Origin of the sequence: Collimonas antrihumi (assembly GCF_018304965.1) — a bacterium.
GTDB lineage: Bacteria > Pseudomonadota > Gammaproteobacteria > Burkholderiales > Burkholderiaceae_D > Collimonas > Collimonas antrihumi.
In genome coordinates, this window is record NZ_JAGQED010000031.1 from 16,095 (window position 1) to 41,792 (window position 25,698).

The 25,698-nt window shown below is 57.1% G+C and carries 31 protein-coding genes; 21 read left to right on the plus strand and 10 right to left on the minus strand.

From position 1 onward, the window contains the following. Positions 1–14 precede the first annotated feature (14 nt). The 6 genes from KHU29_RS19205 to KHU29_RS19230 are packed head-to-tail and all read right to left on the minus strand — an operon-like array spanning position 15 to position 4,487. Positions 15–221, minus strand: a complete 207-nt coding sequence (locus KHU29_RS19205) for a hypothetical protein (RefSeq protein WP_211454809.1) — start codon at positions 219–221, stop codon at positions 15–17. After that, positions 218–952 carry a hypothetical protein gene (locus KHU29_RS19210; protein WP_211454811.1) on the minus strand — a complete coding sequence of 245 codons (735 nt, stop codon included), beginning with the start codon at positions 950–952 and terminating at the stop codon, positions 218–220. Before KHU29_RS19210 ends, KHU29_RS19205 begins: the two co-directional genes overlap by 4 nt. 53 nt (positions 953–1,005) lie before the next feature. Then, positions 1,006–1,839, minus strand: a complete 834-nt coding sequence (locus KHU29_RS19215) for a hypothetical protein (RefSeq protein ID WP_343216075.1) — start codon at positions 1,837–1,839, stop codon at positions 1,006–1,008. Beyond that, positions 1,836–2,753, minus strand: coding sequence for a hypothetical protein (locus tag KHU29_RS19220; RefSeq protein ID WP_211454813.1), 918 nt, complete (start codon positions 2,751–2,753; stop codon positions 1,836–1,838). The genes KHU29_RS19215 and KHU29_RS19220 overlap by 4 nt, the downstream gene beginning before the upstream one ends. Further along, positions 2,750–4,192, minus strand: a complete 1,443-nt coding sequence (locus KHU29_RS19225; RefSeq protein ID WP_211454815.1) for a pilus assembly protein TadG-related protein — start codon at positions 4,190–4,192, stop codon at positions 2,750–2,752. Before KHU29_RS19225 ends, KHU29_RS19220 begins: the two co-directional genes overlap by 4 nt. Before the next feature lie 34 nt (positions 4,193–4,226). Beyond that, the gene (locus KHU29_RS19230) at positions 4,227–4,487 is read right to left on the minus strand and encodes a hypothetical protein (RefSeq protein WP_211454817.1); all 261 of its coding nucleotides are present in this window, start codon (positions 4,485–4,487) and stop codon (positions 4,227–4,229) included. 438 nt (positions 4,488–4,925) lie between these two features. Here KHU29_RS19230 and KHU29_RS19235 point away from each other — a divergent pair, with 438 nt between their 5' ends. The 4 genes from KHU29_RS19235 to trmB all read left to right on the plus strand — a co-directional run bounded on the left by KHU29_RS19235 (position 4,926) and on the right by trmB (position 7,229). Beyond that, entirely contained in the window at positions 4,926–5,138 is a 213-nt protein-coding gene (locus KHU29_RS19235; protein WP_211454819.1) for a DUF3460 family protein, read from the plus strand. 237 nt (positions 5,139–5,375) lie between these two features. Continuing rightward, a complete protein-coding gene (locus KHU29_RS19240; RefSeq protein ID WP_211454821.1) occupies positions 5,376–5,798 on the plus strand; it encodes a carboxypeptidase regulatory-like domain-containing protein in 423 nt (140 codons plus the stop codon). Between the two features lie 303 nt (positions 5,799–6,101). Beyond that, positions 6,102–6,359 (plus strand): BTH_I0359 family protein, encoded by a 258-nt coding sequence (locus KHU29_RS19245; RefSeq protein WP_014008142.1) that lies wholly within the window; start codon positions 6,102–6,104, stop codon positions 6,357–6,359. 132 nt (positions 6,360–6,491) lie between these two features. Further along, positions 6,492–7,229 (plus strand): tRNA (guanine(46)-N(7))-methyltransferase TrmB, encoded by a 738-nt coding sequence (trmB, locus tag KHU29_RS19250; protein ID WP_211454823.1) that lies wholly within the window; start codon positions 6,492–6,494, stop codon positions 7,227–7,229. Here trmB and KHU29_RS19255 read toward each other — a convergent pair. Both KHU29_RS19255 and rsmI read right to left on the minus strand, forming a co-directional pair. Beyond that, positions 7,226–9,127: a potassium transporter Kup gene (locus KHU29_RS19255; RefSeq protein ID WP_211454825.1), complete on the minus strand. Its 1,902-nt coding sequence runs from the start codon at positions 9,125–9,127 to the stop codon at positions 7,226–7,228. The two genes, trmB and KHU29_RS19255, sit on opposite strands and share 4 nt — an antisense overlap. Before the next feature lie 286 nt (positions 9,128–9,413). Beyond that, positions 9,414–10,337 carry a 16S rRNA (cytidine(1402)-2'-O)-methyltransferase gene (rsmI, locus tag KHU29_RS19260; protein ID WP_211454827.1) on the minus strand — a complete coding sequence of 308 codons (924 nt, stop codon included), beginning with the start codon at positions 10,335–10,337 and terminating at the stop codon, positions 9,414–9,416. 66 nt (positions 10,338–10,403) lie between these two features. Here rsmI and KHU29_RS19265 point away from each other — a divergent pair, with 66 nt between their 5' ends. From KHU29_RS19265 to KHU29_RS19295, 7 genes are all read left to right on the plus strand, one after another. Then, positions 10,404–11,510: a penicillin-binding protein activator gene (locus KHU29_RS19265; protein ID WP_246542290.1), complete on the plus strand. Its 1,107-nt coding sequence runs from the start codon at positions 10,404–10,406 to the stop codon at positions 11,508–11,510. A 32-nt stretch (positions 11,511–11,542) separates the two neighbouring features. Next, positions 11,543–11,896 carry a YraN family protein gene (locus KHU29_RS19270; RefSeq protein ID WP_211454831.1) on the plus strand — a complete coding sequence of 118 codons (354 nt, stop codon included), beginning with the start codon at positions 11,543–11,545 and terminating at the stop codon, positions 11,894–11,896. 145 nt (positions 11,897–12,041) lie between these two features. Beyond that, positions 12,042–12,638: a phosphoheptose isomerase gene (locus tag KHU29_RS19275; RefSeq protein WP_211454833.1), complete on the plus strand. Its 597-nt coding sequence runs from the start codon at positions 12,042–12,044 to the stop codon at positions 12,636–12,638. Next, positions 12,631–13,305 (plus strand): BON domain-containing protein, encoded by a 675-nt coding sequence (locus KHU29_RS19280; protein WP_211454835.1) that lies wholly within the window; start codon positions 12,631–12,633, stop codon positions 13,303–13,305. The genes KHU29_RS19275 and KHU29_RS19280 overlap by 8 nt, the downstream gene beginning before the upstream one ends. Positions 13,306–13,434: 129 nt before the next feature. Continuing rightward, a complete protein-coding gene (locus tag KHU29_RS19285) occupies positions 13,435–14,025 on the plus strand; it encodes a LemA family protein (RefSeq protein WP_211454837.1) in 591 nt (196 codons plus the stop codon). Between the two features lie 80 nt (positions 14,026–14,105). Then, positions 14,106–16,070: a M48 family metallopeptidase gene (locus KHU29_RS19290; protein ID WP_211454839.1), complete on the plus strand. Its 1,965-nt coding sequence runs from the start codon at positions 14,106–14,108 to the stop codon at positions 16,068–16,070. A gap of 86 nt (positions 16,071–16,156) precedes the next feature. Then, complete coding sequence (locus tag KHU29_RS19295) at positions 16,157–16,687, plus strand: TlpA disulfide reductase family protein (protein ID WP_211454841.1); 531 nt, start codon at positions 16,157–16,159, stop codon at positions 16,685–16,687. Positions 16,688–16,736: 49 nt separating this feature from the next. Here the strand turns inward: KHU29_RS19295 and KHU29_RS19300 are convergent, their stop codons facing one another. Next, positions 16,737–17,249, minus strand: a complete 513-nt coding sequence (locus tag KHU29_RS19300) for a winged helix DNA-binding protein (protein ID WP_211454843.1) — start codon at positions 17,247–17,249, stop codon at positions 16,737–16,739. A 361-nt stretch (positions 17,250–17,610) separates the two neighbouring features. Here KHU29_RS19300 and pxpB point away from each other — a divergent pair, with 361 nt between their 5' ends. The 8 genes from pxpB (at position 17,611) to KHU29_RS19340 (ending at position 24,138) form a co-directional block, all read left to right on the plus strand. Further along, complete coding sequence (gene pxpB / locus KHU29_RS19305; RefSeq protein ID WP_211454845.1) at positions 17,611–18,264, plus strand: 5-oxoprolinase subunit PxpB; 654 nt, start codon at positions 17,611–17,613, stop codon at positions 18,262–18,264. Continuing rightward, positions 18,261–19,265: a 5-oxoprolinase subunit C family protein gene (locus KHU29_RS19310; protein WP_211454847.1), complete on the plus strand. Its 1,005-nt coding sequence runs from the start codon at positions 18,261–18,263 to the stop codon at positions 19,263–19,265. Before pxpB ends, KHU29_RS19310 begins: the two co-directional genes overlap by 4 nt. Then, positions 19,249–20,064 (plus strand): 5-oxoprolinase subunit PxpA, encoded by an 816-nt coding sequence (gene pxpA / locus KHU29_RS19315; protein WP_211454849.1) that lies wholly within the window; start codon positions 19,249–19,251, stop codon positions 20,062–20,064. The genes KHU29_RS19310 and pxpA overlap by 17 nt, the downstream gene beginning before the upstream one ends. Positions 20,065–20,178: 114 nt before the next feature. After that, positions 20,179–20,898, plus strand: coding sequence for a DUF969 domain-containing protein (locus tag KHU29_RS19320; protein ID WP_211454851.1), 720 nt, complete (start codon positions 20,179–20,181; stop codon positions 20,896–20,898). Further along, a complete protein-coding gene (locus tag KHU29_RS19325; protein WP_211454854.1) occupies positions 20,895–21,881 on the plus strand; it encodes a DUF979 domain-containing protein in 987 nt (328 codons plus the stop codon). The genes KHU29_RS19320 and KHU29_RS19325 overlap by 4 nt, the downstream gene beginning before the upstream one ends. A gap of 9 nt (positions 21,882–21,890) precedes the next feature. Next, entirely contained in the window at positions 21,891–22,901 is a 1,011-nt protein-coding gene (locus KHU29_RS19330; protein ID WP_211454856.1) for a DUF2891 domain-containing protein, read from the plus strand. A 21-nt stretch (positions 22,902–22,922) separates the two neighbouring features. After that, complete coding sequence (pcp, locus tag KHU29_RS19335) at positions 22,923–23,585, plus strand: pyroglutamyl-peptidase I (protein ID WP_211454858.1); 663 nt, start codon at positions 22,923–22,925, stop codon at positions 23,583–23,585. Between the two features lie 136 nt (positions 23,586–23,721). Then, a complete protein-coding gene (locus KHU29_RS19340; protein ID WP_092413985.1) occupies positions 23,722–24,138 on the plus strand; it encodes a F0F1 ATP synthase subunit epsilon in 417 nt (138 codons plus the stop codon). 43 nt (positions 24,139–24,181) lie between these two features. On the opposite strand, the gene KHU29_RS19345 is transcribed toward KHU29_RS19340, so the two are convergent. Beyond that, positions 24,182–24,808: an SH3 domain-containing protein gene (locus KHU29_RS19345; RefSeq protein ID WP_211454860.1), complete on the minus strand. Its 627-nt coding sequence runs from the start codon at positions 24,806–24,808 to the stop codon at positions 24,182–24,184. Positions 24,809–25,004: 196 nt separating this feature from the next. Here KHU29_RS19345 and KHU29_RS19350 point away from each other — a divergent pair, with 196 nt between their 5' ends. Further along, positions 25,005–25,301, plus strand: coding sequence for a type II toxin-antitoxin system RelE/ParE family toxin (locus KHU29_RS19350; RefSeq protein WP_211454862.1), 297 nt, complete (start codon positions 25,005–25,007; stop codon positions 25,299–25,301). A 1-nt stretch (position 25,302) separates the two neighbouring features. Continuing rightward, a complete protein-coding gene (locus tag KHU29_RS19355; protein WP_211454864.1) occupies positions 25,303–25,593 on the plus strand; it encodes an addiction module antidote protein in 291 nt (96 codons plus the stop codon). Positions 25,594–25,698: the final 105 nt, after the last annotated feature.

Consider the following 25,698-nt stretch of genomic DNA (forward strand, 5'->3'; position numbering starts at 1 on the left):
AAAGTCAGGTCAAATTAGAGCGGAAGTGAAAGGGAATAGCTGTATTTGTGGTAGGCCACTTTGAAGGCATCAATCAGCTGCCAAAGCACGCTGTTCGAATCGATCATGCCGACTCCCAATGCGAAAGCAAGTGCGGCGCAGACGACGGCATATTCAAGCGATGCCTGGCCCGCTTGCCTGTTCAGGCAAGCGCTACCGGTGTAGATCTGCGGATTGTTCATTTATAGTTCTCCATCTGCGTAACAATGCTGAGCACGATCGATGTGCTGCCGTTGCCGTCGCGTGCAATCGTGGCGACAGCTTCCTTTCCTTTTCCCTTGAACAGCAAGGTCCTGCCGTTTGTCAGCCGGGCGTGAATGCGGTTCAGCGTTCTGTCATCGGACGTCACCTCGCGGTCGAGTTCCTGGCCGTCTTTTTCCATGATGTCTTTAAGCGCATTCGCGTTCAATGTTTCGCTGTGGCCGTTGACGATCACCAGCTGCGTATTCAGCTTGCCGCCGTCCTGGGACGATACCTGGCTGATTATTTTCGACCCGGACGGCAAGCGATTGAGCCATCGCCCGTTGCTGTCCTGCGTTTTTTCCCGACTCTGGACCATGGCTTTCACATCGGTCACTGCCGCCAGGCCTTTGCTGCCCTGCCCGGCCGCTTCGATTTGCACCGTCAGGTAGTAATGCCCTTCGGCCCGCCCCAGAATCTGCTTGTTGCCGAGTGTGTTTTCCACTAACGGCTTGCCCAAGCTCTGGCGAAACCAATCGAGCAATTCAGCCGGCTTTTTCTGCGATACGAAGCCCTGTATCCGCATTGGCAAACCGTTGGCCGTGAGCTGCTCGCCGATACCGAAAGCATCGGCCGATTTCGGCAGCGCGATACTGGGCCAGACATTCTGTGCCGACGCGTACCCCAGAAAAAACGTGCAGCCGACCCCTATCATCGCCAGACAAGTGGACACGCGGCGGCACATAGCCAAGGCCGCTTGGCTCCGTCGGCAAAAAGATGTCCGGATCACCGGGATGCTCTCAGACGATCCGGCGGCACCACGTCTTGCCAAAAATCCAGCTTGCCCAGTTTGGGGCCTTTGGTGATGCCGCCAGGCAGTTCGATCACCATCACTACCGGGTCGACGATGACCGACAACGGCGCCAATGCTTTCCCCGGAAAAATTTCAACGTTGCTCAGTTTGTCTTGCACGCTGCCTGGATCGCGTCCTGACCAGCCATCGATCAAGAGACTTGTGCTGCGGCTCATGCGCAGGTTGATTGCGTCAAATGGCTTGTAGAAGTTCAGGTCGCCTGGCAAGTTGACCAATGTCACCGAGACATTGGCGCTATAGATGCCGCGATCCTGGAGCGAGAGAGGCCTCTTCAGCAAAAACGGCTGGCCGTCGCTGGCTGACGTAAATCCTCCGCCGTGATCGCTGTTGTGGTCAGGGCCGAAGCTGACATTGACGTCGCTATCGAAATGCTTGATCAACGGCGCATCCTTCGGATCGCGCCAAAACAGGTTCTGATTGGCTTTGAAATCGCCGGCGACGTCATTGGTCTTGATGGCGGCATCCGGGTTGCTGAAGAAGCGGCGCCTTACTTCAGCCGCCAGTTGTGCAGCCGGCTTCCAGCTGCTGACGGCATCATTGCGCGTCATCGCTTCAAAGGCGACATAGCGGCTGGCCAGCTGCGTGCTGTGCGCGATGTCCTGATACTTGGCGATCATCGGCACCAACAGGAACAGCGGCAACAGCGCCACCGAGATCACCAGGAATTCGGTCAGGGCCTGGCCTTTCGAATCGGCAAGACCGGACTTACGCAAAGCTGGGCTGGCTATGCGCGGCGCGAATTTCACGGCTTGCCTCCCGGCTGCGTGACCTGGAAGCCGCCAGCCAGGTGCGGTGCGAACACGTTCTCACCGACTCTTACGTCCTGCGCTGCCTGTTTGGCAGTCATGGAGATTCCTTTGGCAGAGCTGCGCTCCAGCACCAGTTTGGCGGCTGGCGTAAAGCTGCCGCCGTTGGCGACGCACATGGTATCGCCGAGCAGTCTTTCGGGTTGGCACGAGATGCCCAGAATGTTCTTGGACGGCCCGGATGCAGCAGGCATGGCTGCCTCCATTTGCGTGATGACGCTGGCAGGAATGGCCGGATTGCGCTTGAGTTGCGCGATCACATCGGCCGGATTTTTTCCTTGCGACGGCCGGGCGTTGCGGTGAACATCCATCGCACATTGGCCGCGTGCTGTTTTGGCGACCAGGTCGATCTGGCACATGCCGGCAGATGATTTCAGGGTGGCGGTAGTCCATAAGCCACGCGACCTGGAATGGGATTTGGCTGCCAGGGCCGGACCGTCGGCTACGCTGCAGTCTTCCGGATTCAATATATAAATCCAGGCGGCGCTATAGGTGATGGCAAAATTCCTGGTGGCGTAGAAATCTTCGCGGAAGCCATTCAGGTGCTCGGGCCATTCAGTCGGCAAGTTGACCGGCAGGTTTGCTTCGCGCTTGGTGGCGGCGCAACTGGCGACATCGCGCTTAAGTTGCTCCAGGCGTACTGCATTATCTGGGTCGCCTTGTAGAGCGCCCTGCAAACGTGCATAGTGAACCAGCACTTCCTTGCCACCTTTGCCGCTTTCGTGCGGCATGGGCGCGTTCAGTATTTCGCGTTCCAGTCCGGTCTCGGCATACACAGGAGCAGATAGCAATGCGGCCGTGGATGCCGTTACGGCGAAAAGATGGCGGGAGAGACGTGCGACAGCTGATTTCATGGTGGTAGAACCGTTCCTTGGAGTGATTGGGCAACAGCCTTGATGTCATCCGGCACTTCAATCAGATGAACTTGCCAATAAGGGTTAAACAGGCTCGCCAGCTCGGTTTTGCCGTCGGCGCGAGGCACCGGCCGCGAAAAGAACACCTCTGACGCGGAGACGCTGGCGTAGTATCCGCCGGCCGGTGTGCCCTGGTAATTGTTCAAATGTGCCGATGGCTTGACCGCCGAACGTGCATCGGAGGTAGCGGTCTGGTCGGACTGGCGCCGGAGCCGGATGGCGAATCGGACCTTGGGATCCTGCTTGCTCTTGTCTGCGTTGTCCGGGGTGTAGGCAAGCGCCTTGTCGGACAGCTCGAAGAAGCCGGGCAGGCCGGTGTAGTTCCAGTCGTTGCTGGAAGCCCTCGACGCCGCTTGAGAATTTTCCCTGCCGCTGGTGACTGTGCCGCCGCCTCCCGATGAATCGCCGTCGTTTGCGCTTTGCTTGCCGTAGCCGAGCGCTCCCTCATCAGTTCGGCATCTTTTGATCCACCGTCCTTTCGGGCGATACCTGTAAATCGACGCCGTATCCAGTGCCCGCCATTCGTCGTAGCCGATGAGTTCTGTGCCACCCGCACGATTGACATAGTCGAAGTGTGGAAGTGGATCCCAACAGGTTGGTATCAGTGCATTGCTGCGCCAATGACGAGATGGAACAAAACTGTCCAGGTTAGCTGACGCTTTCGTTACCTGGGCAAACCGCTCGCGCTGATCCCCACTGTAGCGCTGCATGATCGGCGAGCCGTCAAACGCAAAGAAGGTATCGAGCAATGGCACCACATCAACCTGGACCTCGCCGTCATTCAGGTAGTTGGCGTTCGCCACCTGCTGCATCACGTCTTTGCGGGCAACCGGCAAGGTCGCCAGCATGGTGACCTGGGATGCCTGCAATATCGCTTTGGCGGCGTCCGATGCGACCACCATCGCTTCAGCGGCGACCTGCACCGCTTCGCTGACAATTTCCACAGTGCCGATGACGTTGGCGTAATACAAACCGGAGCACACCGGGATATACAAGGTCATGGCCTTGGCAACCGGCTCTGAATAATAGGTTTCGCAGCCCAGCTGGGCGGTGCTCTCAGCGTGGGTCTTGGTGTACTGGGCCCATGAGGAGAGGCTGACCATTTGTGCAATGGTCACCTCGTTGGCCACCATCGCCCGATTGGTATAGGCGATATAGTTCAGCGCGCGTGCGTGCATCACCCCGGCGCTGTAGGCAACAGCGTCGGAGGTATTGACGAGCTTGGTTTTCTCGCGGGAAAGCTGACCGGTGTTAAAAAGGAAGAAAAGCGCGGCCAAGCCAGCTACCAGGACAAAAATCCCGTAGATGAGCGCTTGGCCCTGCTGAAATCGCCTCCCCTTGAACGCTGGCCAGCTTCGGCGAAAGCTGGCGCGTGGCATGATGCTTGGTACGCTATGAAGTTCTGGCTAAGTCTTAGCGAGAATTATCGTTAGTGTATTTGTTCAAGCCCTTTTTCACGCCTTCGCCCGAGGCCGCGGTAGCCGCGGTTTGGGCCGCCGTAATTGCCGCACCGCCGGATTGGCCGGCAACTTCGTTGGCAATACCTGCGGTCTGGTTACGGATGGTTTGACCGAAGAATTGATAAACAGCAATCGCGGCGACGGCGATCAGCGCAACGATGATGATGTACTCGGTCATGCCTTGACCGCGCTGTTTGTTTTTGAACATAGACATCTGTGAATTACTCCCCATTTTTTACAATAAAAACAATAAACGCGTAGACGCATATCGGCCAGACGCTACTTTCAGCACCTTATAGGTGCATTCATTGAAAAATTTCCTTAAAGAAATATGTTGCCCATTTAAAAATGTTGCGTCAAGAAAATTGATTCTTTTTGTTAACATTAGTTGTTAATTGTTAACATCATTTTTTTGACAGGCAGTGATCGTCGAAAGGGGTTGCTGCAGAAGCTGCAGCGCCTGCGCATCACCTGAATCAACAGCCGCTTCGACTTGTAGATCTGGCTGGAGCGGACAATGTCAGCAGGCCATGGGGCTGAGGCGATCGAATATCGGCGTGCGCTGCAAGACCTGTGATCTTGCCGTGTTAAAGACTCAAAGGAAACTCGCAGCGCCGTTGGCAGTCCAAAAAGTATTAGGCCTGGAGGCCATATGTTTACCAAACGGAAAGACTACCGAATCGGTCACGATGGTTATGTCTCGGAAATCACCCAGTTCCTGGACAAGTTTCTCGTAGAACATCCAGAAGTGGTCGACGAGCAAAGCCGGGGCTGGCACATATTCTGGGATCGTAACGTCGACCTGGGTGAATTGAAAAAGGCCGGCGAGGATAGCGTGCCCACCAAACCTTACTACTACAGCTGACCGGACTAAGGGCAAATCAGCAAGAAACTCGTAACAAATCCGCTGTAACAATCTCGCGGCAACCATCCCGCCGCAACAATCCCGCTTTAAGCTTATTTTAATTTGCGGCCGCTAAGATGGATTCTGCAGGCGCCCCAAATTGCTTCACAGTCGCGCCAAATTGCATTGTGCAATGTCGTATTTTTCGCCATTCCGCTGTTCTCCCATTGTGGGAGATACATTTTTGGAGGAGGCACCATGAACAAGCGCACTCTTTTTGCCCTATCCGTACTGATGGCGGCAAACCTGGCATTTGCTGCCGATACTACGCAAAGTCGGCTGCAGCCAACCACCAGCGGTGTCGCCACCTATGTTTCCGGCGGTATCGGGCAGGACGAATCAACTGCCATACAGCAAGCAGCAAAGAACTACTCCCTGGAACTTGAGTTTGTCATCAAGGCTACTCCCAAGGATGAGTTTACTTCTGACATACAAGTGAAGATGAGCGACGCCAGCCACAAAACCGTCCTGGATACAGTATCAAAGGGGCCTTTCCTCCTGGCACAACTACCAGCCGGGCGTTATCACCTCGAGGCAATCAAGAACGGCCAAACCAAGGCCCACGATGTGACCATCAAGCCGGGATCGCATCAACGTATCATGTTTGAATGGTCCGAGTAGCGGATCTGCAACATTTTTAGCAAGATTTGATAACTGTGATTCGAGCAAGCAGTGCCACGGAATAGTTGGCTCCTGAGTGGCAGGTAGAAAAAATGTATAGCCTTCATCAACATTTATTTCGTGACAAATACCCGTGCTGGCGTAGTATGTAAATGAAAGAAACACTTAAATTCTTCACCAGATAAATATGTCTCATTTGAAACATGTCTCTCGGAAAAGGAGTTAAAAAATAATATTTTCATTTGCTGGCTTGAAAACTGCTTACTCGATCATTACCTTCTGTCTTAATTACCGGGAGCGCATATGAACCTGATTTATAACAGTGACCAATACAGCGTCGTCGAATTTGGTGCCGATGAACAACGCGAAGCTTTACGTTTCGGCGGCTATGAAATCGTCGATAAATCATTCAAGCGTGAGATTTTCATTGCTGGTGCTTTGGCTGAATTTTTCCGTAAAGGGGTCGAGGATTTGATTGCGACCGAGCCGAGCATCGAAGATATCGATGCCTTTTTAGGCAATTATGACTCGATGATGAGTCAGCCGGTAACGTTACAGTAACCTCGTTTCCGATCCACCTCGTTTCAGTCAACCTGCTGTTGCCGACACCGTCGACAGCCATCAGGAAGACTGGGACGGCTTAAGCATTGTTGCCGTAGCTTCGCTTGCGGCGTATTTCCCGCGCCTTCCCCCATGTACGCCAATTCCAGCCCGATTCACAGTGCCCAAAGCGGCGTTCATGACCAGCTTGCAGCGACCGTCGCCAAACATGCGGCGCACACCTTCCAAAAACCGGTCAGCGCTTACAACCAGCGCGCTTTTGACGACAGCATTGCCGCCTGGCGCGCCGCCGGCAGCTTGCCTTTGATCTTGGATGCAGGTTGCGGCGTCGGCTTGTCGACCATGCATCTGGCGGCACAATATCCTGATCATTTCGTGATTGGAGTCGATCAGTCTGCGGACCGGGTCGGCCGCAATACCTTGTGGCCGGGCGCGGCGCCGCTGCCGGACAATTTCCTGCGGATTCGTGCCGATCTGGTGGATTATTGGCGGCTACTGCTGGCTGCCGGGATTTTCCCGGCCCGGCACTATTTGCTGTATCCGAATCCGTGGCCGAAGATTGGCCAGCTGAGCCGCCGCTGGCATGGCCATCCGGTGTTTCCGGATATTGCCGCCCTCGGGGGAATTCTGGAGTGCCGTAGTAACTGGCAGATCTATGTAGAGGAATGCGCCAGCGCCTTGGGCCAGCTCAGCGGCAAAGAGGTTGGCTGCGAAGTGTATCAGCCGACGCTGCCAATCACGCCGTTTGAGAGCAAATACCTGGCTTCCGGCCATCAGTTGTGGCGGTGCCAGGTCAGCCTCGGCGAGCCACGAGTCTTGCAAGATCCCCGCGAGCCAGGCCGACCTGCGGGAACGTTCCAGACAACTTAGATTTCGACCTTGGTACCCAGCTCAACCACCCGATTGACCGGGATATGGAAAAAGTCAGAAGGTTTAGCCGCGTTCTGATACATCCAGGCGAAGAGCTTTTCACGCCACAGTCGCATGCCCGGGATCTTGCTCGGTATCACGGTATCGCGCGCCAGGAAGAAAGACGTATCCATCACATCGAATTCAAGGCCGAACTGGTTGGTGGCCAAAGCCATCACGGACTGCACGTCGGGCGCTTCCTTGAAACCGAACGCTGCGCGCAGGATATACACATCGTTGCCCAGTTCCTTCAAGGTCAAACGCTTGCTGTCTTCGACGAACGGCACGTCCCAGATACTGATTTTCAGGAAGAACACCCGCTTGTGCAAAATGCGGTTGTGCTTCAGGTTATGCAGCAACGCTACCGGCACGGTCGCCACATTGCCGGTCATGAATACCGCGGTGCCTTCGACCCGATGCGGCGGATGCGCCAGCAAGCCTTCGACGAAAGGCTCCAGCGGAATGCCTTCGTCCTTGCTGCGTTCACGCAGCAGCATGCGGCCCGAGTACCAGGTCATCAACAGGAAGAATGCAAAGCCGCCGAGCAGCAGCGGGAACCAGCCGCCGTCGATAATTTTCAGCAGATTGGCGGTGAAGAAGGCGAAATCGACAATGAAGAAGGCGCTGATGACCAGCGCCACCAGGAAGGGATTCCACTTCCACACGGTACGCATGACCACCGCCGCCAGCACGGTCGTGATCAGCATGGTGGTGGTGACGGCGACGCCGTAGGCGGCGGCCAGGTTGTCGGATTTCTTGAAGGCCAGCACTACTGCCACCACCAGTATCAGCAGCATCCAGTTAATTACCGGCACATAAATCTGGCCACGTTCATCTTCGGACGTATGCAGGATCCGCATGCGCGGCACGAAGCCGAGCAAGATGGCCTGGCTGGTCAACGAGAACGCGCCCGAGATCACGGCTTGCGATGCGATCACGGTGGCGGCGGTCGCCAGGATCACCATCGGCAGCAGCAAGGCGTCCGGCACCATCAGGTAAAACGGATTCTGGATCGCACTCGGATTCATCAGCAAATTCGCGCCTTGGCCGAAGTAATTCAACATCAGGCAAGGCATGACGGTAAACAACCAGGCAAAACGGATAGGCCGGATGCCGAAATGCCCCATGTCGGCATAGAGTGCCTCGGCGCCGGTCAGCACCAGCACTACCGAGCCCAGCACGACGAAAGCCTGTAGAGCATGCTGTTGCATGAAAGCGAAAGCATAATAAGGATTAATCGCTACCAGGATTTCCGGTGCTTTGATGACGTTGTAGACACCTAGCACGCCCAGCGACAAGAACCAGACGAACATCACCGGGCCGAATAATTTCCCCACCACCGTGGTGCCGTGTTTCTGGATCAGGAACAAGGCAATCAGGATCACAAGCGATAACGGCAACACATATCGCGACAGTCCCGGCGTGGCGATTTCCAATCCTTCCACCGCCGACAACACCGAAATTGCCGGGGTAATCACGACGTCGCCATAAAACATGCAAGCCCCGAATACGCCCAGCATCATCAGCAGCTTGGCGCGGCTTGAGCCGGTTTTTGCGGTACGCAGCGACAAAGCCATCAAGGCCAGTACCCCGCCTTCGCCGTTATTATCGGCGCGCATCACAAACAATACGTATTTCAGCGAGACCACGATCGTGATCGCCCAGAACAGCATCGAGATAATTCCCAACACTGCTGCCGGCGTAAACGGGATGCCGTGCTCCGCGCTAAAACACTCTTTCAGCGCATACAGCGGACTGGTGCCGATATCGCCGAACACGATGCCCAACGCAGCCAGCGTAATGATGTGTAGACGGGATGACTTGAATCCGGGGCTGTTGCTGGTTTGCGTATTACTCATGTTCTCTCTCTTATTGGTAAGGGCAAGTCTGGCATGCATGGCCCGCTTACTTCAATTTGATAACTGCCTGAATCTTTTGCCGCATTGCACAAGGAGGCGGATTTTACTATTGAACCCTTGGCCGGAACTAATTTGGAATGTTATTGCCGTTGCTAAAATACATCGCTGCACGCCTCGATTTGTGCCTATTCGTGGACATACGCAGGTTCCAGCCCTGGTTCAGCGCTGATTCAGTTTAAGCCTTCAGGACAGCACTGGACGATGACAAAAGATTATCACACCTATCCTACTCAGTACCTTCAGTGTCTCTCGGCGTCTTTAATTCCAGCGCCCGTTCATACAGGGCATTTTTCTTTTGCCCGGTAATTTGCGCCGCCAATGCTGAAGCTTGCTTAATCGACAACTCAGCCAACAGTATCTGCAACACCCGCTCTCCTTCAGCGCTGTCGTCGAGCGCTACCGGCGCGGCTTCGATCAGCAACACGAACTCGCCCTTTTGCCGATTGCCGTCGGCCGCCAGCCAGCCCGGCGCCTCGCCCAAGGGGCAACGGTGTACGCTCTCGAACAATTTGGTCAACTCGCGCGCCAGCACGATTTGACGGCTTGGCCCGAAGGCTTGCAGCAAGGCATCAACGGTTTCTACGATCCGATGCGGCGCCTCATACAACACTAACGTCGCAGTTGCGCCAACCAGGCCGGCCAATACGATCTCGCGCTGCCTTGCCTTGCTCGGCAAGAATCCGACGAACTGAAACCGATCGTTCACCAGGCCGCTGACCGACAACGCGGTAACCGCCGCCGACGGCCCGGGCAACGGCAATGCGCGCAAACCGGCGCGCAGCACGGCGTCGACAATCCGTGCCCCGGGATCCGACACTGCCGGCGTGCCGGCATCGGACACCAGCGCGATGCGCTCGCCAGCCTGCAAGCGCGCAACGATCTTGTCTGCCACTTCCCGTTCGTTATGCTCGTGCGCCGCCACCAGGGACTTGGATAAACCATAGCGATTCAGCAAATGGGCAGTATTCCGGGTGTCCTCGCATGCCACCGCGTCGACCATGGACAATACATGCAAGGCCCGCAGGCTGATATCGCAGACATTTCCGATCGGTGTGGCCAACACATATAATGTGGACGCGGGATACGCTTGCTGCGCCACCTCATCCAGAATCGCTGGGTTGATGAGGCTGCTGGCAGATTGATGAGTCATGGGGAGTTATGAATGTTATATAAATGGGCCAAACGGGCCAGGTTGGCACTTCTGGCAAGTATCCTCTTGAACGGATTGTGCCCGCCTGCGCTGGCAAACACAACCTCGGCCGGATCGGCCAGCCTGGATGGCGGCGCCGACAGCATTCCTCTCGCCAGCATCGCCTTGTTGCTGCCCCTGCGCTCAGGCCCGCTGGGCGCGGCTGCCGACGCCGTGCGCGGCGGCTTTTTAAACGCTTACGAACGCGACAAGAGCGGCCTGGCCGTTACCGTGATCGAAGCTGCCGATACCCCTGGCGATATGCTGGCAGCCTATCTCACTGCCAGCAAGAAGTACGATATCCTGGTCGGCCCGCTGTCGCGCACCGGTCTTACCGCCATCATCCAGAACGGCAAGGTGGAGAAACCGACGATTGCCCTGACCCAACCGGATTTTGCGGCCAGCAAGGAAATGGCCCTGCCGGCGCAGTTGCTGCCCATCGGCTTGTCGATCGAGGCCGAAGCGCGGCAAGTCGGCAGCTGGGTCGGCGCGGATTACGCGCCTGGCACGGTATTTGTCCTCAGCACCAACGCAGCCTGGCAAAAGCGCGTCGCGAATGCCTTCATACAGCAAGTCCAAGGCAGCGGGCTGCACACCAATTCGATGACGTTGAGCCTGGAAGACGGCACCCTCAACGCCGGTGCATTGACACAATTGCAGCAACGCATACAAACTGAAAAGCCGCGTTTGCTGTTTGCCGCGCTAAACGCCGACCAGGCCAAGCAGGTCCGCAGCGCGATTGGCGAGGAAACGCCGATCTTCGGCATCTCCCAAATGAATCCGCTGATCTCGAACGACAATAATCCGGAACATCAAATCCCTGAGCTGAACGGCGTGCGGCTGCTGGATATTCCCTGGCAGGTAGAGCCCGACCACCCGGCCGTCATGGCGTATCCGCACCAGCTGGTGGCCGCCGACCAGCGCCCCAACGCCGACCTGGAGCGCCTGTATGCGCTGGGCATCGATGCTTTCCGCATCGCTCACGAAATCGCCGCGCGCAATACGGTATTCCAGATCGACGGTGTGACCGGCCAGCTGAATATCAGTTTTGGCGTAGGCACGCCGAGATTTGAACGCATAGAACCGACCGCGGCCTACCAAAATGGCATAGTCATGCCTCTCGGCGCTCCCTGATTCCGCCGGGCGCCGTGATCAAACTCCCGAAAATGCCATCACCGCGCCAGGCCAGCGGTCAAATGGCGGAAGATCGCGCGCTGGCTTATTTGCAGCAGCGCGGACTGAAGCTGATCGAAAGGAATTTCCGTTGCAAGGCCGGTGAAATCGATTTGATCCTGGCCGAACCGGCTTCGAACCTGCTGGTTTTTGTCGAGGTCCGGCAGCGTAACAGTCAACGCTACGGCGGTGCCGCTGCTAGCGTCACGCGTAGCAAACAAGCCAAACTCATCATTGCCGCCCAGATCTTCCTGCTGCGCTATGCCGCTCTGCCGGCCTGTCGTTTCGATGTGATTGCCATCGAAGACGATGCCATCGAATGGATCAAGCAAGCTTTCGAGGCCTGATTGATCTACCGTCGGCAACGGCAACGCCGCTATAATCCGGTCACCATAGTCACTGCACGCATATTATTCAGAAAACAATTCTGCCAATCCAGCCTGTATCGCTCAACAGGTTGAAATGCAGCATCTCACACTCCAAACCGACATCATGATAAATCAACGCATCCTGGCGCACTTCAATGAAAGTGCCGAACTCAAGGCCCGCGCAGCAGAGGATCTGGCGGGTCCAATTGCCAGCGCAGTTGAACTTATGTTCTCTGCGCTGTCCAATGGCAACAAGATTCTTGCTTGCGGCAACGGCGGCTCTGCTGCCGACTGCCAGCATTTTGCGGCTGAACTGGTGGGACGCTTTGAACGCGAGCGCCTGCCGTTGCCGGCATTGGCGCTGACTACCGATACCTCGATTATCACGGCGATCGGCAACGACTACAGTTACAACGAAATCTTTTCCAAACAAGTGCAAGCGTTTGGACAAGCCGGCGATGTACTGTTGGCGTTCTCGACTTCGGGCAATTCAGCCAACGTGCTGGCCGCCATCGATGTCGCACTGGAACGCGACATGCGCGTCGTGGCCATGACCGGCAAAGGCGGCGGCGCCATCGGCAAGAAACTGACTGAAGCAGATGTGCATATCTGTGTGCCGCATGACCGCACCGCGCGCATCCAGGAAGTTCATCTGTTAACGATTCACTGCTTATGCGACGGCATCGATGTCGCTTTATTTGGAGGAGATGCGAATGATTGATCGGCAAAACCGGTGGCAGGCAGGTTGGAGCAACTGGCAACGTCCGTTGGCTGCAATCGCTTTGTGCGGCACAGTGGTGATGGGTTTGCAGGGTTGCGTGGCACTGGCCTTGGGCGGCGCTGTCGCCGGCGGCTTTGCTGCGACGGACCGCCGTACGCTGGGTGCGCAGACCGAGGACAAGGCCATCATTGTCAAGGCCGAAACGCGGATTCCTGGCGTCGTCGGCCAGGATGGCCATGTCAACATCACCAGCTACAACCGTAAGGTATTGCTGACCGGTGAAGTACGTGACGATGCGGCGAAGGCGGCGGCGGAACGCGAAGCGCAATCTATCGAAAACGTGCATGCCGTGGCCAATGAACTGGCGATCGGTGCGCCGTCGAGTTTCTCGGCACGCTCCAACGACACTTTCATCACCAGCAAGGTCATCGCTTCCCTGGTGGATGCCAAGGATGTGTTCGGCAACTCGTTCAAAGTGGTGACCGAGCGCGGCAATGTCTACCTGATGGGACGCGTCACCGAACGGGAAGGCAAGCGTGCCGGTGAAATCGCTGCAGGTGTCAGCGGTGTGCAAAAGGTAGTCAAGGTGTTTGAATACATCACCGAAGACGAACTGACCCAACTGTCATCGGCGCCAAGGGAAAGCGCCAAGGAAAACGCCAAGTAAGCGATTGCCTTGAAACGCTGGAGCGAATCGGCTTGCTAATCGGCACGTAAACCGGCTTGCTTTTCCGCTTCTTGTCATATAACGTTGCCGCTGGACAAATTGTCCGGCGGCTTTTTTTTGGGGAAAACCATGATCGGGTTCATCATTTTTCTGGCAATTGTGCTTGCCATCGTATTTTGGGTGGTCGGTATTTATAACCGCCTGGTGAGTTTCCGTAACCGCTTCAAGAACGCGTTTGCCCAGATCGACGTGCAACTGAAACGCCGCTACGACCTGATTCCGAATCTGGTGGAAACCGCCAAGGGTTACATGAAGCATGAGCGTGAAACGCTGGAGGCGGTGATCTCGGCGCGCAACCAGGCGGTCAGCGCCAACGCCAAGGTCGGCGGCAACGCTACCGATGCCGCCGCCGTGCAGCAGATGGCCGCAAGCGAAGGCGCACTCAGCGCCAGTCTTGGAAAACTGTTTGCCTTGTCGGAAGCCTACCCGGATCTGAAGGCCAATCAGAACATGATGCAACTCACCGAAGAGTTGACCGGCACGGAAAATAAAATCGGCTTCTCACGCCAGGCCTATAACGACAGCGTGATGGAATACAACACCGCTATCGAGCAAGTCCCCGGCTCGATATTCGCCAACATGTTTACTTTCAAGCCGGCGGAACTGCTGCAGGCGACCGAAGCACCGGAAGAGCGCAAGGCGGTCAAGGTCACATTCTGATCAAGTCCGGATCCGGCTTGAATCCGGCTTGAATCCCGCTAGAACCCAGCTAACACCCGGCCTGAAATGAACTGGCACGCATGACTTTCTTTGAACAGCAGCACCAGGCGCGTCAGGAAACCAGGAAACTGGTGTTCCTTTTCGTGCTGGCGGTGATCGCAATCGTGATCGCCGTCAATCTGGCGATGGCGCTGGTATGGACCTTCAAGTTCGGCAGCCATCATGGCTTCCTGCGTCAATATCCCAAAGGTTTTTTCGAGATCAATACCTTGATCACGCTGGTGCTGATTGGCGGCGGCACCCTGATCCAGACCTTCAACCTGCGCGATGGCGGCGATGCCGTGGCCTTGATGGCCGGCGGCCGCACAGTCTCGCCATCCAGCGGCGATTTGCAAGAGCGGCGGTTGTTGAACGTGGTGGAAGAAATGGCGCTGGCTTCCGGCATTGCCTGCCCCAAGGTCTACCTGCTGGAACACGAAGATGCGATCAATGCCTTTGCCGCCGGTTATAACCAGAATGAAGCCGTGGTCGCCGTCACGCGCGGCACTTTGAGCCGGCTCACGCGCGACGAATTGCAGGGTGTGGTCGGCCACGAGTTCAGCCATATCCTGAATGGCGACATGCGCTTGAATATCCATTTGATCGGCGTCTTGTTCGGGATCCAGATGATTGCCGGCTTCGGCCAGCAACTGATGAATGCCGGCCGCTATTGGGGCGGGCGCGACGACAAGGGACCGCCATGGCAGCTGGTGCTGTTCGTGGCCGGCCTGGTGCTGTTCGCGGTCGGCTATATCGGTATTTTTTTTGGCCGCCTGATCAAATCCGCGGTGTCGCGCCAGCGTGAATTCCTGGCTGATGCCAGCGCCGTCCAGTTCACCCGCAATCCTGAAGGCATTGGCGGCGCCTTGCGCAAGATCGGCGGCCTCACCGATGGCAAAAAAATCGGCTCGCAAATCAATCATCCGAATGCCGAACAACTCTCGCATCTGTTCCTTGGCAGCGTCCGCCCCAATTTGCTGGACGGCTGGTTTGCCACGCACCCGCCGCTGGCAGAACGCTTGAAGCGTATCTACGGCCGGAACATGACACCGCTCGACGCACCCGAATTGGCGGTGCCGCATGCACCAATCGTTGAGCGCATGGCAGATCTGCCGTTCGTCACTGCCGGTTTGGCAGGTGCCGCGATTGTGTCAACGTCCGCGCAGATAACCGCTGGATTATCGACACCATCGCTTGAGTTCGGCAATAGCAGCGGCAGATCGCCATTGTCGCCGCAACTCGATGGCGCGGTGCACGATCCTGTCGCAGCTTGCGCGGTAGTCTATGCACTATTGTTGGGTGACGGCGCGGAGCGCGACGCGCAACTTTCCCTACTCAACAAAGAAGCGCCGCAGCAAGCCGCCTTGGCCACTTTCCTGTCCGAGTCGATAGCGCAGTTGCCGCTCAGCGCCAGGCTGCCTTTGGTCGACTTGGCGACACCGGCATTGCGTCAACTGGCGCAACCTGAACGCGACAAGATGCTGGCGCTGGCAGACCAGCTGATCGCCGCCGACAGCCGCATCACGCTGGCCGAATTTGTGTTACAGACCATCTTGACGCGTCGCCTGGCGCCGCGCGCCGGACGTCTGGTGCCGATCAAATACAATCGCCTGTCCGAACTCAACCGCGAGGTCGCCGTGCTGCTGTCGCTGGTGGCGCATGTGGCAGTGCCTGCCAGCCATGGCGACGCCAGCGCCGCGCGCCTGGCCGTTTTCCTGCGCGGCGCGCAGCTTTGTCCGGAACTCAAGCTCGCCGCCCAGGATTATTGCAATGGCGCCAGCCTCAGCTTCCCGCAGGTGAAGCTGGCCCTGGACCACGCCAATCAACTGGCGCCGCTGGCCAAACCGCAATTGATCAAGGCTTTGCTTGCGGTCGCCGACAACGGCGCTGAATTGCCGATTGCCAGCGCCGATATCCTGCGTGCAATTTGCGCCGGCATCGAAGCGCCGATACCGCCGGCAGTCGCCGCCACTTATCACGCCTATCCGTGGCAATTCGATAATTAATTCACAATAATTCTGTCGCTTTCGGCAAGTCCTCGATCAGATCGTTATAATGAACATTCTCGGGTTTCCCCGTATTGGATGTGGTCATGCAAGCTCAAGTTGAAAATACCGCCGGTAAACGGCTTTGGATCAAGGCTGCGGGTGCTGTAGCGGTGGTAGCGCTGGCGCTGGCCGGCTACATGTCGATGTCGAACACGCATGCCGCGCCCGACGTCTCGTTTACCAATCTGAAGGGTGAACAGGTGTCGCTGAAGAACTTGCGCGGCAAAGTGGTGATGGTGAATTTCTGGGCCACCAGCTGCACCACCTGTGTCGCCGAGATGCCGCAAATGGTGCAAACCTACAATATGTACAAGGATAAGGGCCTCGACTATGTCGCCGTGGCAATGAGCTACGACCCGCCTAACTACGTGTTGAATTTCGTGCAAACCCGCAGCCTGCCGTTCCAGGTGACGCTGGATACGCAAAGCAAGCTGGCCAATTCCTTCGGCGATGTCAAGCTGACACCGACTACCTTTGTCATCGACAAGCAAGGCAATATCATCAAGCGCTACGTTGGCGCACCCAAGTTTGAAGAGTTGCACGCACTACTGGATAAAGCACTGGCAGCAGCATAAAAAATGGGCGCATCAAGCGCCCTTTTTTTATGCCTGCATGAAATCCAATCTATCTCGACGTCGCTGCACGCGAAGCCGTATCGTACAAGCCCGAGGCGGTGCGTAACAGCTTTGCTGCATCACCCAACGCCTGGTTCGACAAACCGGTATCAGACAGCACCGTAATCAGGCACTCCTCGCGCATTTCGCGATATTTGAGACACAGTGCGTAACCGCTCTCAGTAGCCGAGAAATAAGCCTCCTTGCCTACTTTTTCGCTTTTTACATAGCCGGCTTTTACCAGTTTCTTCAATGCGTAACTGGCAATATGCGTATCCTCGATATTCAACACGAAGCAGATGTCGGCCAGGCTCTTTTTGCGTTCACGGTGACAAACATGATGCAACAAAGAAACTTCGACCGGAGTCATATCCTTGACGCCGGCAGCCGACATGCAACGCGCCATCCAGCGATTAAACGCATTGCCGGCAATGATCAATGCGTATTCCAGCTCAGACAGTTCGACACTGCTTTCCGAAGCCAGATGAGCAGAAGACAGGATTTTAGGGGCAGTAACGTTCATACATTTCCTACAAAACGCCAAGAAAAATTAATCATACAACTAGTTTCGCTAAAAACCAGAGCGAATTTATGCCTGCGTTTCTGCAACAACACAAACTATTTACACACAAATTATTGACATTTTATTTTTGATGAACGATATTGCCCCTTGATTAAGCTCTTGGTAATAAAGAGTAAGCTTGTTGGGGGTAGACTAATTCAGCACGCTGCGACGGCTGCTAACACGGCTGCTAACTTATTCCGCCATTTCTTTGCAATTCAACGTGTTGTTCAAGCAGTCGAGGACAGAGTCATGCGCCGCCTCGCGGCATTTCTCTCTGCGCCGCAACTGCCGACTATTCTGCCGAAGGAAGCTAGCCGTCATGACTCAAGCCGTCATACAAGCTCTTGGTGAAAGCGCCCTGATATTGAATGCAGGCGCCAGCGCCACCCTGGAATGCCAACAGCGCTTGTGGGCCATCGCCGCCAAAGCCTCGCATTGGCCACACGTGCGCGACGTCGTACCGGGCATGAATAACCTGACAATCCTGTTCGATCCGCTAGCAGCCGATGCGCAGCAACTGGCAGATAAACTCCAGAGCGCATGGGACGCCGCCTCAATCAGTCAAAAGGCCGGGCGAAAAATCGACATTCCGGTGGTCTATGGCGGTGCCAGCGGCCCCGACCTGGAAGAAGTCGCACGTCACACCGGCTTGTCGCCGGCGGAGATCGTCAAACGCCATACGGCGGCTGAATATATCGTCTATTTCATCGGCTTCCAGCCGGGCTTTCCTTACCTCGGCGGGCTCGATCCGCAACTGGCCACCCCGCGCCGCAGCGAGCCACGGCTGGTAGTGCCGGCCGGCTCGGTCGGCATTGGCGGCAGCCAGACCGGGATTTATCCGGCGGCCTCGCCCGGCGGCTGGCAACTGATCGGCCATAGCGCGCTGCAGCTGTTCGATCCTGCCGCCAATCCTCCTACCTTGCTGCAACCGGGTGACCACGTACGTTTCGTCGCCAGCGAGGTGATTGCATGATCAAGATCCTCCGCGCCGGGCGCATCAATTCGGTCCAGGACATGGGCCGCAGCGGCTTTCGCCATCTCGGCATCTGCCAGTCCGGAGCGCTGGACCGCACCGCGCTCGCCATCGCCAATCTGCTGGTAGGTAATCCGCGCGACGCTGCCGCTATCGAATTCACGCTCGGCCCGTGCCAGCTGGAGTTTGGATTCGACACCCGCATCGCCTTGGGTGGCGCCGATTTCGCGGCGGCGCTGGATGGCCGCGCCCTGCCGCCGTGGTGGAGTGTGCGGGTACGTGCCGGACAAATTCTGAAGCTGGAAGCAGCACGTCACGGGATGCGCGCTTACCTGGCGGTCGCCGGCGGCATCAACTCCGCAACCCAGCTGGGTTCGCGCGCCACCGATCTGCAGGCCGGCTTTGGCGGCCACGGCGGCCGCGCCCTGACCGAAGGCGACGGCCTGTCTGCCGGCGAGTTGAACGACCCGGCCGCGCCGCTGCATACTGCGGCGTCTTTCGGTGTGCGGCCGCCCTCCTGGTACCAGGCCGACGATACCGAAACACTGGCGATCCGCGTCATACCCGGCCCTGAATACGAGCTGTTCACGGTGGCGGCACAAAAAACCTTCTGGAACGGCAGCTGGACCTTGACGCCGCAAAGCAATCGCATGGGCTTTCGCCTGAGCGGGCCGGAACTGAAGATCAAGAAAGGCGGCGACCTGCTGTCCCATGGCGTGCTGCCTGGAGTCATCCAGGTGCCGCCTGCCGGCCAGCCCATCGTCTTGATGGCGGATGCCCAAACCACCGGCGGCTATCCAAAAATAGGCGTGGTGATCGGCGCCGACCTGGCCAAGCTGGCACAGCTGCGCTTCAATCGCACCATACAGTTTGTCGAATGCGACGCCGCCCAGGCGCGCGAGGAATTGCGCCAGGAAGCGGCATACCTACAGCAAATCGAAACCGCGATGCACTGGTTGCGTCCGGCCAAAAAGGGAGCAGAGCATGCCCACGAAAGATAAACGACAAAGTAAGCGACACCAACAAGTCGACCTTAACGCCGACCTCGGCGAACAAAGCAACGGTAGCGACGAAGCATTACTGGCGCTGGTAAGTTCCGCCAACATCGCTTGCGGCTGGCACGCCGGCAGCGCCTTGATGATGCAGCAATGCGTGACGTGGGCGGTAGCGCAAGAAGTCGCCATCGGCGCCCATCCGAGTTTTCCCGATCGCGACAATTTCGGCCGCACCGAAATGCAGCTTCCGGCCAACGAAATCTACAGCGGCGTGCAGTATCAGATCGGTGCACTGGCGGCGATTGCCGGCGCCCATGGCGCGCAGCTGGCGCACGTCAAGCCGCACGGCGCGCTGTACAACATGGCAGCGCGCGATGCCGCACTGGCCGACACCATCGTCGCTGCGATCCGCGACGTCGATCCGGCGCTGGCCTTGTTCGGCCTGGCCGGCAGCGAGCTGATCGCCGCCGCCCATCGCGCCGGCCTGCTGGCGGTGGAAGAAGTATTTGCCGACCGCGGCTACATGGCGGACGGCAGCCTGGTCAAGCGTGGCACACCCGGCGCCCTGATCGAAGACGAAGAGCAGGCATTGGCACAAACCATGCATATGATCCGTGACGGCAAAGTGCACGCGATCGACGGCAGCTGGGCGCCGGTCAAGGCAGATACAGTGTGCCTGCACGGCGACGGTGCGCATGCGCTGGCGTTTGCGCACCGTATCCATGACGAACTGACGCAGCAAGGCATCGCCATCCGCGCGCCTCGGATAGCAACCGCCGAGACCCTGTTTCCACTGCTAGGCTAAGTAATCAGTAACATCACAGTAGCGTCACAGTAACACCAGATAACACCCGATAACACCAAAAAATCAACAGAACCGGCGGCGCGGCAACGACCGCCTCAACATCAGGAGATAGCAATGACCGTAACAGAATTATTGCCGCTCATCGGCATACCGATCGTAGTGGCAGGCTTTGCCTTGAAATTCAACCCCTTGCTGGTGGTGACCGTGGCGGGTCTGTCTACCGGGCTCGCGGTTGGCATGGATATCGGCACTTTGCTGGAAACCTTTGGCGAGAAATTCATCAACAGCCGTTCGCTGGCTGTCTATGTGTTGATCCTGCCAGTGATCGGCCTGCTTGAAAGTTACGGCTTGAAAGAACGCGCGCAAGACTGGATTTCGAGCATGGCCGCCGCCACCTCGGCACGTATCCTGATGTTGTACTTTGTGTTGCGCCAAGGTTTCGGCGCGCTCGGCCTGACCTATATCGGCGGCCAGGCACAAACCGTGCGGCCGCTGCTGGCGCCGATGGTTGAGGGCGCCGCTACCGCGCGCCACGGCGAATTGCCGCTGCACATCCGCGACAAGCTGCGTGCGCATTCCGCTGCTTGCGACAACATCGCCGTGTTCTTCGGCGAAGACATTTTCATTGCCTTCGGCGCGGTGCTGCTGATGGATGCCTTCCTCAAGGAAAACGGCATTCTCGGTATCGAACCGCTGCATCTCGGCTTGTGGGCCATTCCCACTGCTATCGCGGCGCTGATCATTCACATGTTCCGCCTGGTGCGGCTTGACGCCAGCATCGCGCGCGACGTCGCCGACTGGAAAAAAACTGAAGGAAACGAGGTAACAGCATGAGCGCCCTGATCACCATCAATGAGATCTACTACCTGATCGGCGTCATCCTCATGCTGCTGGTTGGCATGACCTTGCGCGACAAGGGCAATCCGAAACGCATGACTACCGCCTTGTTCTGGTTCCTGTTCGGCACGGTATTCCTGTTCAGCGATTTGCTGGTTTCCGCACTTGGCAAGTCGATGGCCTACCGGATCATCGGCGTGGAGGTCGTGCTGATTTCGTTAATCGCCGGATTCGGCTTGCTGTCCATCGGTTCGTACAAACAACGCAGCCATGACGAGCGTCAGGCGTCGGCCAATCAGATCGGCAACTGGATTTTCTTGCCTGCCGTGCTGATCCCGGTAGTTACCGTACTGTGCACGGTTCTGCTGAAGGGTGTGTCGGTCGGCGGCGTCTATCTGCTCGATCAGAAACAGCTGACGCTGGCGGCGCTGTGCGTAGGCTGTATCAGCGCAATCCTGGCTGGCTGGAAACTGACCGGCGGCACACCGCTGCACGCCGTGCGTGAATCGCGCCGGCTGCTCGACGCCATCGGCTGGGCCGCTGTCCTGCCGCAAATGCTGGCGATGCTCGGTGGCGTGTTCGTTGCTGCGCAAACCGGCAAGTCGGTGCAAGAAGTCGTCAGCCTGTTCGTCAATCCGGACAGCCGTTTCATGCTGGTGGTGATTTACTGCGTCGGCATGGCCTTGTTCACCATGATCATGGGTAACGCCTTTGCTGCCTTCCCGGTATTGACCGCCGGCATTGCCCTGCCCTTCCTGATCACTGTCCATCACGCCGATCCGGCGCCGCTGGTGACTATCGGCATGCTGGCCGGTTATTGCGGTACATTGATGACACCGATGGGCGCCAACTACAACATCGTGCCGGCGGCGCTGTTGGAATTAAAGGATAAATACCTGGTGATCAAAACCCAGATTCCGACGGCATTGACACTATTGGCAGCGAATATACTGTTGATGTATTTCCTCATATTCCGCTAAGGAGACACCATGCACCTTACTCTTGATCAGGTTGCGGCCTTTGCGCGCTTGCCTTTGCGCTCGCTACGCCACGAATATCCGAACTACATCATGCACGCCTTGAACGGCCCGCAAGATGCGCAAACGCCGCGCGCCATGCATCCCGTGTTCTACGGCTGCTACGACTGGCATTCTGCGGTACACGGCTACTGGCTGCTGGCTCGCTGCGCCCGCCTGTATCCGACCTTGCCGCAGCAGGACGAAATCGCGGCGCTGTTCGACGAACATTTCACCGCCGCCAACATGCAACAAGAGCTGGCGTATTTCCAGGCGCCGGGACGGGTGTCTTTTGAACGCCCATACGGCTGGGCCTGGATCATGGCGCTGGCGCAGGAACTGGGAACCTGGCAGCACCCCAAGGCCAAAACCTGGCTGGCGGCCATGGAGCCGCTGGTGGCTGAAATCCGCAGCCGCGTGTTCAGCTATTTCTCCAAGCTCAGTTATGCGATCCGGGTCGGCACCCATTACAACAGCGCGTTTGCGTTAAAGCTGATACTCGATTTCGCTCGCCATCGCCAGGACAGCGAACTGGAAAGCGCCGTAGTCAACGCCGCCTGCCGTTATTTCATGAGCGACAGCAATTACCCGGCGCACTACGAACCAGGCGGCGACGAATTCCTGTCGGCAGCGCTGACCGAAGCGTTGCTGATGGCTGACGTGCTTGAAGCAGATGTCTTCGTCGACTGGTTTGCCCAGTATTTGCCGGCACTGGCCGATATCGACCGGCTGATGAATCCGGCCGAGGTCAGCGACCATAGCGATCCCAAGATCGCCCATCTGAACGGTTTGAACTTGAGCCGCGCCTGGTGCATGAAAAGGATTGCCCGGCGCTTGCCGGAAAACGATCCGGCCACCGCCACGTTGGTTGCGGCCGCGCGCCGTCATATGGAGGCAGGCCTGCCGCACGTCGTTAGCGGCGAATATGCCGGCGAGCACTGGCTGGCGACGTTTGCCATGATGGCGATGGAAACAAACAACTAAGGCAACTAAGGCAGGTAACTCATGGTTCAGAAAATTCAGCACCGCATTTTACTCACCGGCTTTGAGCCGTTTGAGCAAGAGCCGCTTAATCCGTCGTGGGAAGCCGTACGCGCGCTGGATGGCTGGCAATGCGAAGGCGCCGTCGTGGCAGCACGTCAATTGCCCTGCGTTTTCGGCACCGCGTTGGAGGTGCTGGATCAATTGATCGATGAGCTCAAACCGGTACTGGTCATTTGCGTCGGCCAGGCCGGTGGCCGCAGCCAGTTGTCGGTGGAGAGAGTGGCCATCAATGTCGACGATGCACGGATTGCCGACAATGCCGGCCGCCAACCTATCGACCAACCGATACACAGCGACGGCCCCGCGGCGTATTTTTCCACGCTGCCGATCAAAGGCCTGGTCAAGGCGATGCGTGCTGCCGGCATCCCGGCCGAAGTGTCGCAAACCGCCGGCACCTTTGTCTGCAACCATGTGTTTTATGGACTGATGCATCGGCTGGCCGCGCATACGCCTGCAGTCCGCGGCGGCTTCATTCACATCCCCTATATTCCTTCGCAGGCTGCACGCCATCCAGGACAACCCAGTCTGGCGCTGGATACGATCGTCGAGGGTTTACAGGTCGCACTGCAGAGCGCCGTGACGTTGCAGCAGGATGTGATCGAAGGCGGTGGTCAGCTGCACTAAATCTAGTGCATGCGCCGGCACATGCGGATTCCGTTAATTTCCTGATTTTCGGCAAGCCGATCTTGTATCATTGGTTATCATTGGTTTAGCGTAGTGAGAAACAACCTGATGATGAAGTCTAGCTACAGGAACCCGTATGTCGGAAACTCAAGTCGTTGTCGTTAGTCCGGAAGGCGAGCTGTACGCCGGGAGCGCCGGATTGGTCACCCTGCCGGGCATCGCCGGCTCGCTGGGTATCTTGCCCGGCCACACTCCGCTGCTGACACGCCTGAAGCCGGGCGCAGTCCATATCAAACGTCTGACCGGCGAAGATGATTTCATTTATGTCGCCGGCGGCTACGCCGAAATCCAACCGCACTCCGTCACCATCCTGGCCGACACCGCGATCCGCGGCAAGGATCTGGACGAAGCCAAAGCCACCGCGGCAAGACAACAAGCCGAGGAACGTTTACAGAATCTGGCGTCGAATATCGACTACGCGCTGGCGCAAGCCGAATTGGCTGAGGCAACCGCACAACTCGCCACGTTGGCGCAGATGCGGCGCGGCAAATAACCTCATCAAGGTACTTCGCTGACGCCAGCCGCCTCGCGGCAGATCAACGCGGTTGCAGTGTGATTCCGCCATTCGATGGCCGGCCGCCACCGCCCGGAGGTTTGCCACCTGGTGGCCGGTTGCCGCCCGGCGGCCTGGCGCCGTGTGGCGGACGATTTCCACCGCCGAAGCCCGGCTGCGGATGCGGCCTGCCTGGCTTGACTACCGGCGGTTTCGGATGCGGCCTTGGCGGCGGCCGCACAACAACTGGAGGACGCGGCCGGTGCGGCCGATGCGCCCAGTGCGACTGCTGCCCGTACCACGGCCGATGGCGATAATTCTGGTTCCAATAAGCGCCGAGTGTAAAGGCGATGATCGGCAATCCGATAGAGCTGCCATAGGTCATCACAGGCACCTGGTTGCCTTGGTAGGGATAATTCAGGTTTTGCGCATACACCCAACCACGATTGCCATCCGGCAGCGTCACATCGCACCAGCTATAACCGTTGATACAACCAGCCACCGATACCGGCGTGCCGGGACGAAGCTGAGCCACCAACGGATAATCGCGCGCCGGGCCGGCCCGCAGATTGACGTTTTTACTGGTAAATGCCTGCTGCTGGGCAACTGCGGCAATAGGGACGCTGAAGCAAGCGACTGCAATCAACGGCAACAAACGGTTGCGAAACATGACCACCTCCAATGGATTGACAATCGATACTGCGCCCTGTGTGAACGCTGTTAAGAATACATCGAAAATTACTTAGTGGAAATATCAGGTTGATTGATACACACTATCACCTGATATGAAGATGAATAGTCGCATAAAACAATGCGTAAAAGACAATTTTTATCACCAAAAAGTAATTTATAAACTACAATAAGGCATGCTTGAAATAAAACAAACCGAGACTTTCCGAAAATGGCGAATCCAGCTAAAGGATGAGAAGGTACGAGGTTTGATAGCATCCCGCTTAGACCGCTTGGTCTTCGGGCATGCTGGTGACGTGGAGCCCGTTGGACAAGGGATCAGCGAGATGCGCATCCATTACGGCCCTGGATACCGCATCTACTTCCATAAACGAGGTGGCACGATCATCGTTTTACTTTGCGGCGGCGATAAGGGTACACAAGCAAAAGACATCAAGACGGCAAAGCTTCTTGCTGCTGAATGGAGTGAATGAAATGACCAAAGAAAAACTGACAAGCTACGATCCTGCCGAAGATTTGGCTTCTAGCGAAGCAATCGCGGCTTTCATGGCAGCAGCATTCGAGACGAGCGATGTCGGTTATATAGCGCATGCGCTAGGTGTTGTCGCTCGTGCGAAGGGCATGGCGGAAATCGCGGGACAGACCGGCCTTTCCCGCGAACAGCTTTATCGCTCTTTCAGCGAGAACGGCAACCCGACCTTAAAAACCACTCTTGCCGTGATGAAGGCGCTTGGCATTGATCTGACCGCCAAGGTTCACGCCTGACTACGTCTATCGGGATTCAATACGACGAAAATCTATCTGCGATTGAATCCCGCGGAAATAGTCTTATCAATTATTGAGCATTCGCAACCATTGTGAACGATCAGT

Coding starts and splice junctions, on each gene's coding strand:
- KHU29_RS19205 (WP_211454809.1), bottom strand. CDS start 221: ATGAACAATCCGCAGATCTACACCGGTAGCGCTTGCCTGAACAGGCAA.
- KHU29_RS19220 (WP_211454813.1), bottom strand. CDS start 2,753: ATGAAATCAGCTGTCGCACGTCTCTCCCGCCATCTTTTCGCCGTAACG.
- KHU29_RS19225 (WP_211454815.1), bottom strand. CDS start 4,192: ATGCCACGCGCCAGCTTTCGCCGAAGCTGGCCAGCGTTCAAGGGGAGG.
- KHU29_RS19230 (WP_211454817.1), bottom strand. CDS start 4,487: ATGTCTATGTTCAAAAACAAACAGCGCGGTCAAGGCATGACCGAGTAC.
- KHU29_RS19235 (WP_211454819.1), top strand. CDS start 4,926: ATGTTTACCAAACGGAAAGACTACCGAATCGGTCACGATGGTTATGTC.
- KHU29_RS19240 (WP_211454821.1), top strand. CDS start 5,376: ATGAACAAGCGCACTCTTTTTGCCCTATCCGTACTGATGGCGGCAAAC.
- KHU29_RS19245 (WP_014008142.1), top strand. CDS start 6,102: ATGAACCTGATTTATAACAGTGACCAATACAGCGTCGTCGAATTTGGT.
- trmB (WP_211454823.1), top strand. CDS start 6,492: ATGTACGCCAATTCCAGCCCGATTCACAGTGCCCAAAGCGGCGTTCAT.
- KHU29_RS19255 (WP_211454825.1), bottom strand. CDS start 9,127: ATGAGTAATACGCAAACCAGCAACAGCCCCGGATTCAAGTCATCCCGT.
- rsmI (WP_211454827.1), bottom strand. CDS start 10,337: ATGACTCATCAATCTGCCAGCAGCCTCATCAACCCAGCGATTCTGGAT.
- KHU29_RS19270 (WP_211454831.1), top strand. CDS start 11,543: ATGCCATCACCGCGCCAGGCCAGCGGTCAAATGGCGGAAGATCGCGCG.
- KHU29_RS19275 (WP_211454833.1), top strand. CDS start 12,042: ATGATAAATCAACGCATCCTGGCGCACTTCAATGAAAGTGCCGAACTC.
- KHU29_RS19280 (WP_211454835.1), top strand. CDS start 12,631: ATGATTGATCGGCAAAACCGGTGGCAGGCAGGTTGGAGCAACTGGCAA.
- KHU29_RS19285 (WP_211454837.1), top strand. CDS start 13,435: ATGATCGGGTTCATCATTTTTCTGGCAATTGTGCTTGCCATCGTATTT.
- KHU29_RS19290 (WP_211454839.1), top strand. CDS start 14,106: ATGACTTTCTTTGAACAGCAGCACCAGGCGCGTCAGGAAACCAGGAAA.
- KHU29_RS19295 (WP_211454841.1), top strand. CDS start 16,157: ATGCAAGCTCAAGTTGAAAATACCGCCGGTAAACGGCTTTGGATCAAG.
- KHU29_RS19300 (WP_211454843.1), bottom strand. CDS start 17,249: ATGAACGTTACTGCCCCTAAAATCCTGTCTTCTGCTCATCTGGCTTCG.
- pxpB (WP_211454845.1), top strand. CDS start 17,611: ATGACTCAAGCCGTCATACAAGCTCTTGGTGAAAGCGCCCTGATATTG.
- KHU29_RS19310 (WP_211454847.1), top strand. CDS start 18,261: ATGATCAAGATCCTCCGCGCCGGGCGCATCAATTCGGTCCAGGACATG.
- pxpA (WP_211454849.1), top strand. CDS start 19,249: ATGCCCACGAAAGATAAACGACAAAGTAAGCGACACCAACAAGTCGAC.
- KHU29_RS19320 (WP_211454851.1), top strand. CDS start 20,179: ATGACCGTAACAGAATTATTGCCGCTCATCGGCATACCGATCGTAGTG.
- KHU29_RS19325 (WP_211454854.1), top strand. CDS start 20,895: ATGAGCGCCCTGATCACCATCAATGAGATCTACTACCTGATCGGCGTC.
- KHU29_RS19330 (WP_211454856.1), top strand. CDS start 21,891: ATGCACCTTACTCTTGATCAGGTTGCGGCCTTTGCGCGCTTGCCTTTG.
- pcp (WP_211454858.1), top strand. CDS start 22,923: ATGGTTCAGAAAATTCAGCACCGCATTTTACTCACCGGCTTTGAGCCG.
- KHU29_RS19340 (WP_092413985.1), top strand. CDS start 23,722: ATGTCGGAAACTCAAGTCGTTGTCGTTAGTCCGGAAGGCGAGCTGTAC.
- KHU29_RS19345 (WP_211454860.1), bottom strand. CDS start 24,808: ATGTTTCGCAACCGTTTGTTGCCGTTGATTGCAGTCGCTTGCTTCAGC.
- KHU29_RS19350 (WP_211454862.1), top strand. CDS start 25,005: ATGCTTGAAATAAAACAAACCGAGACTTTCCGAAAATGGCGAATCCAG.
- KHU29_RS19355 (WP_211454864.1), top strand. CDS start 25,303: ATGACCAAAGAAAAACTGACAAGCTACGATCCTGCCGAAGATTTGGCT.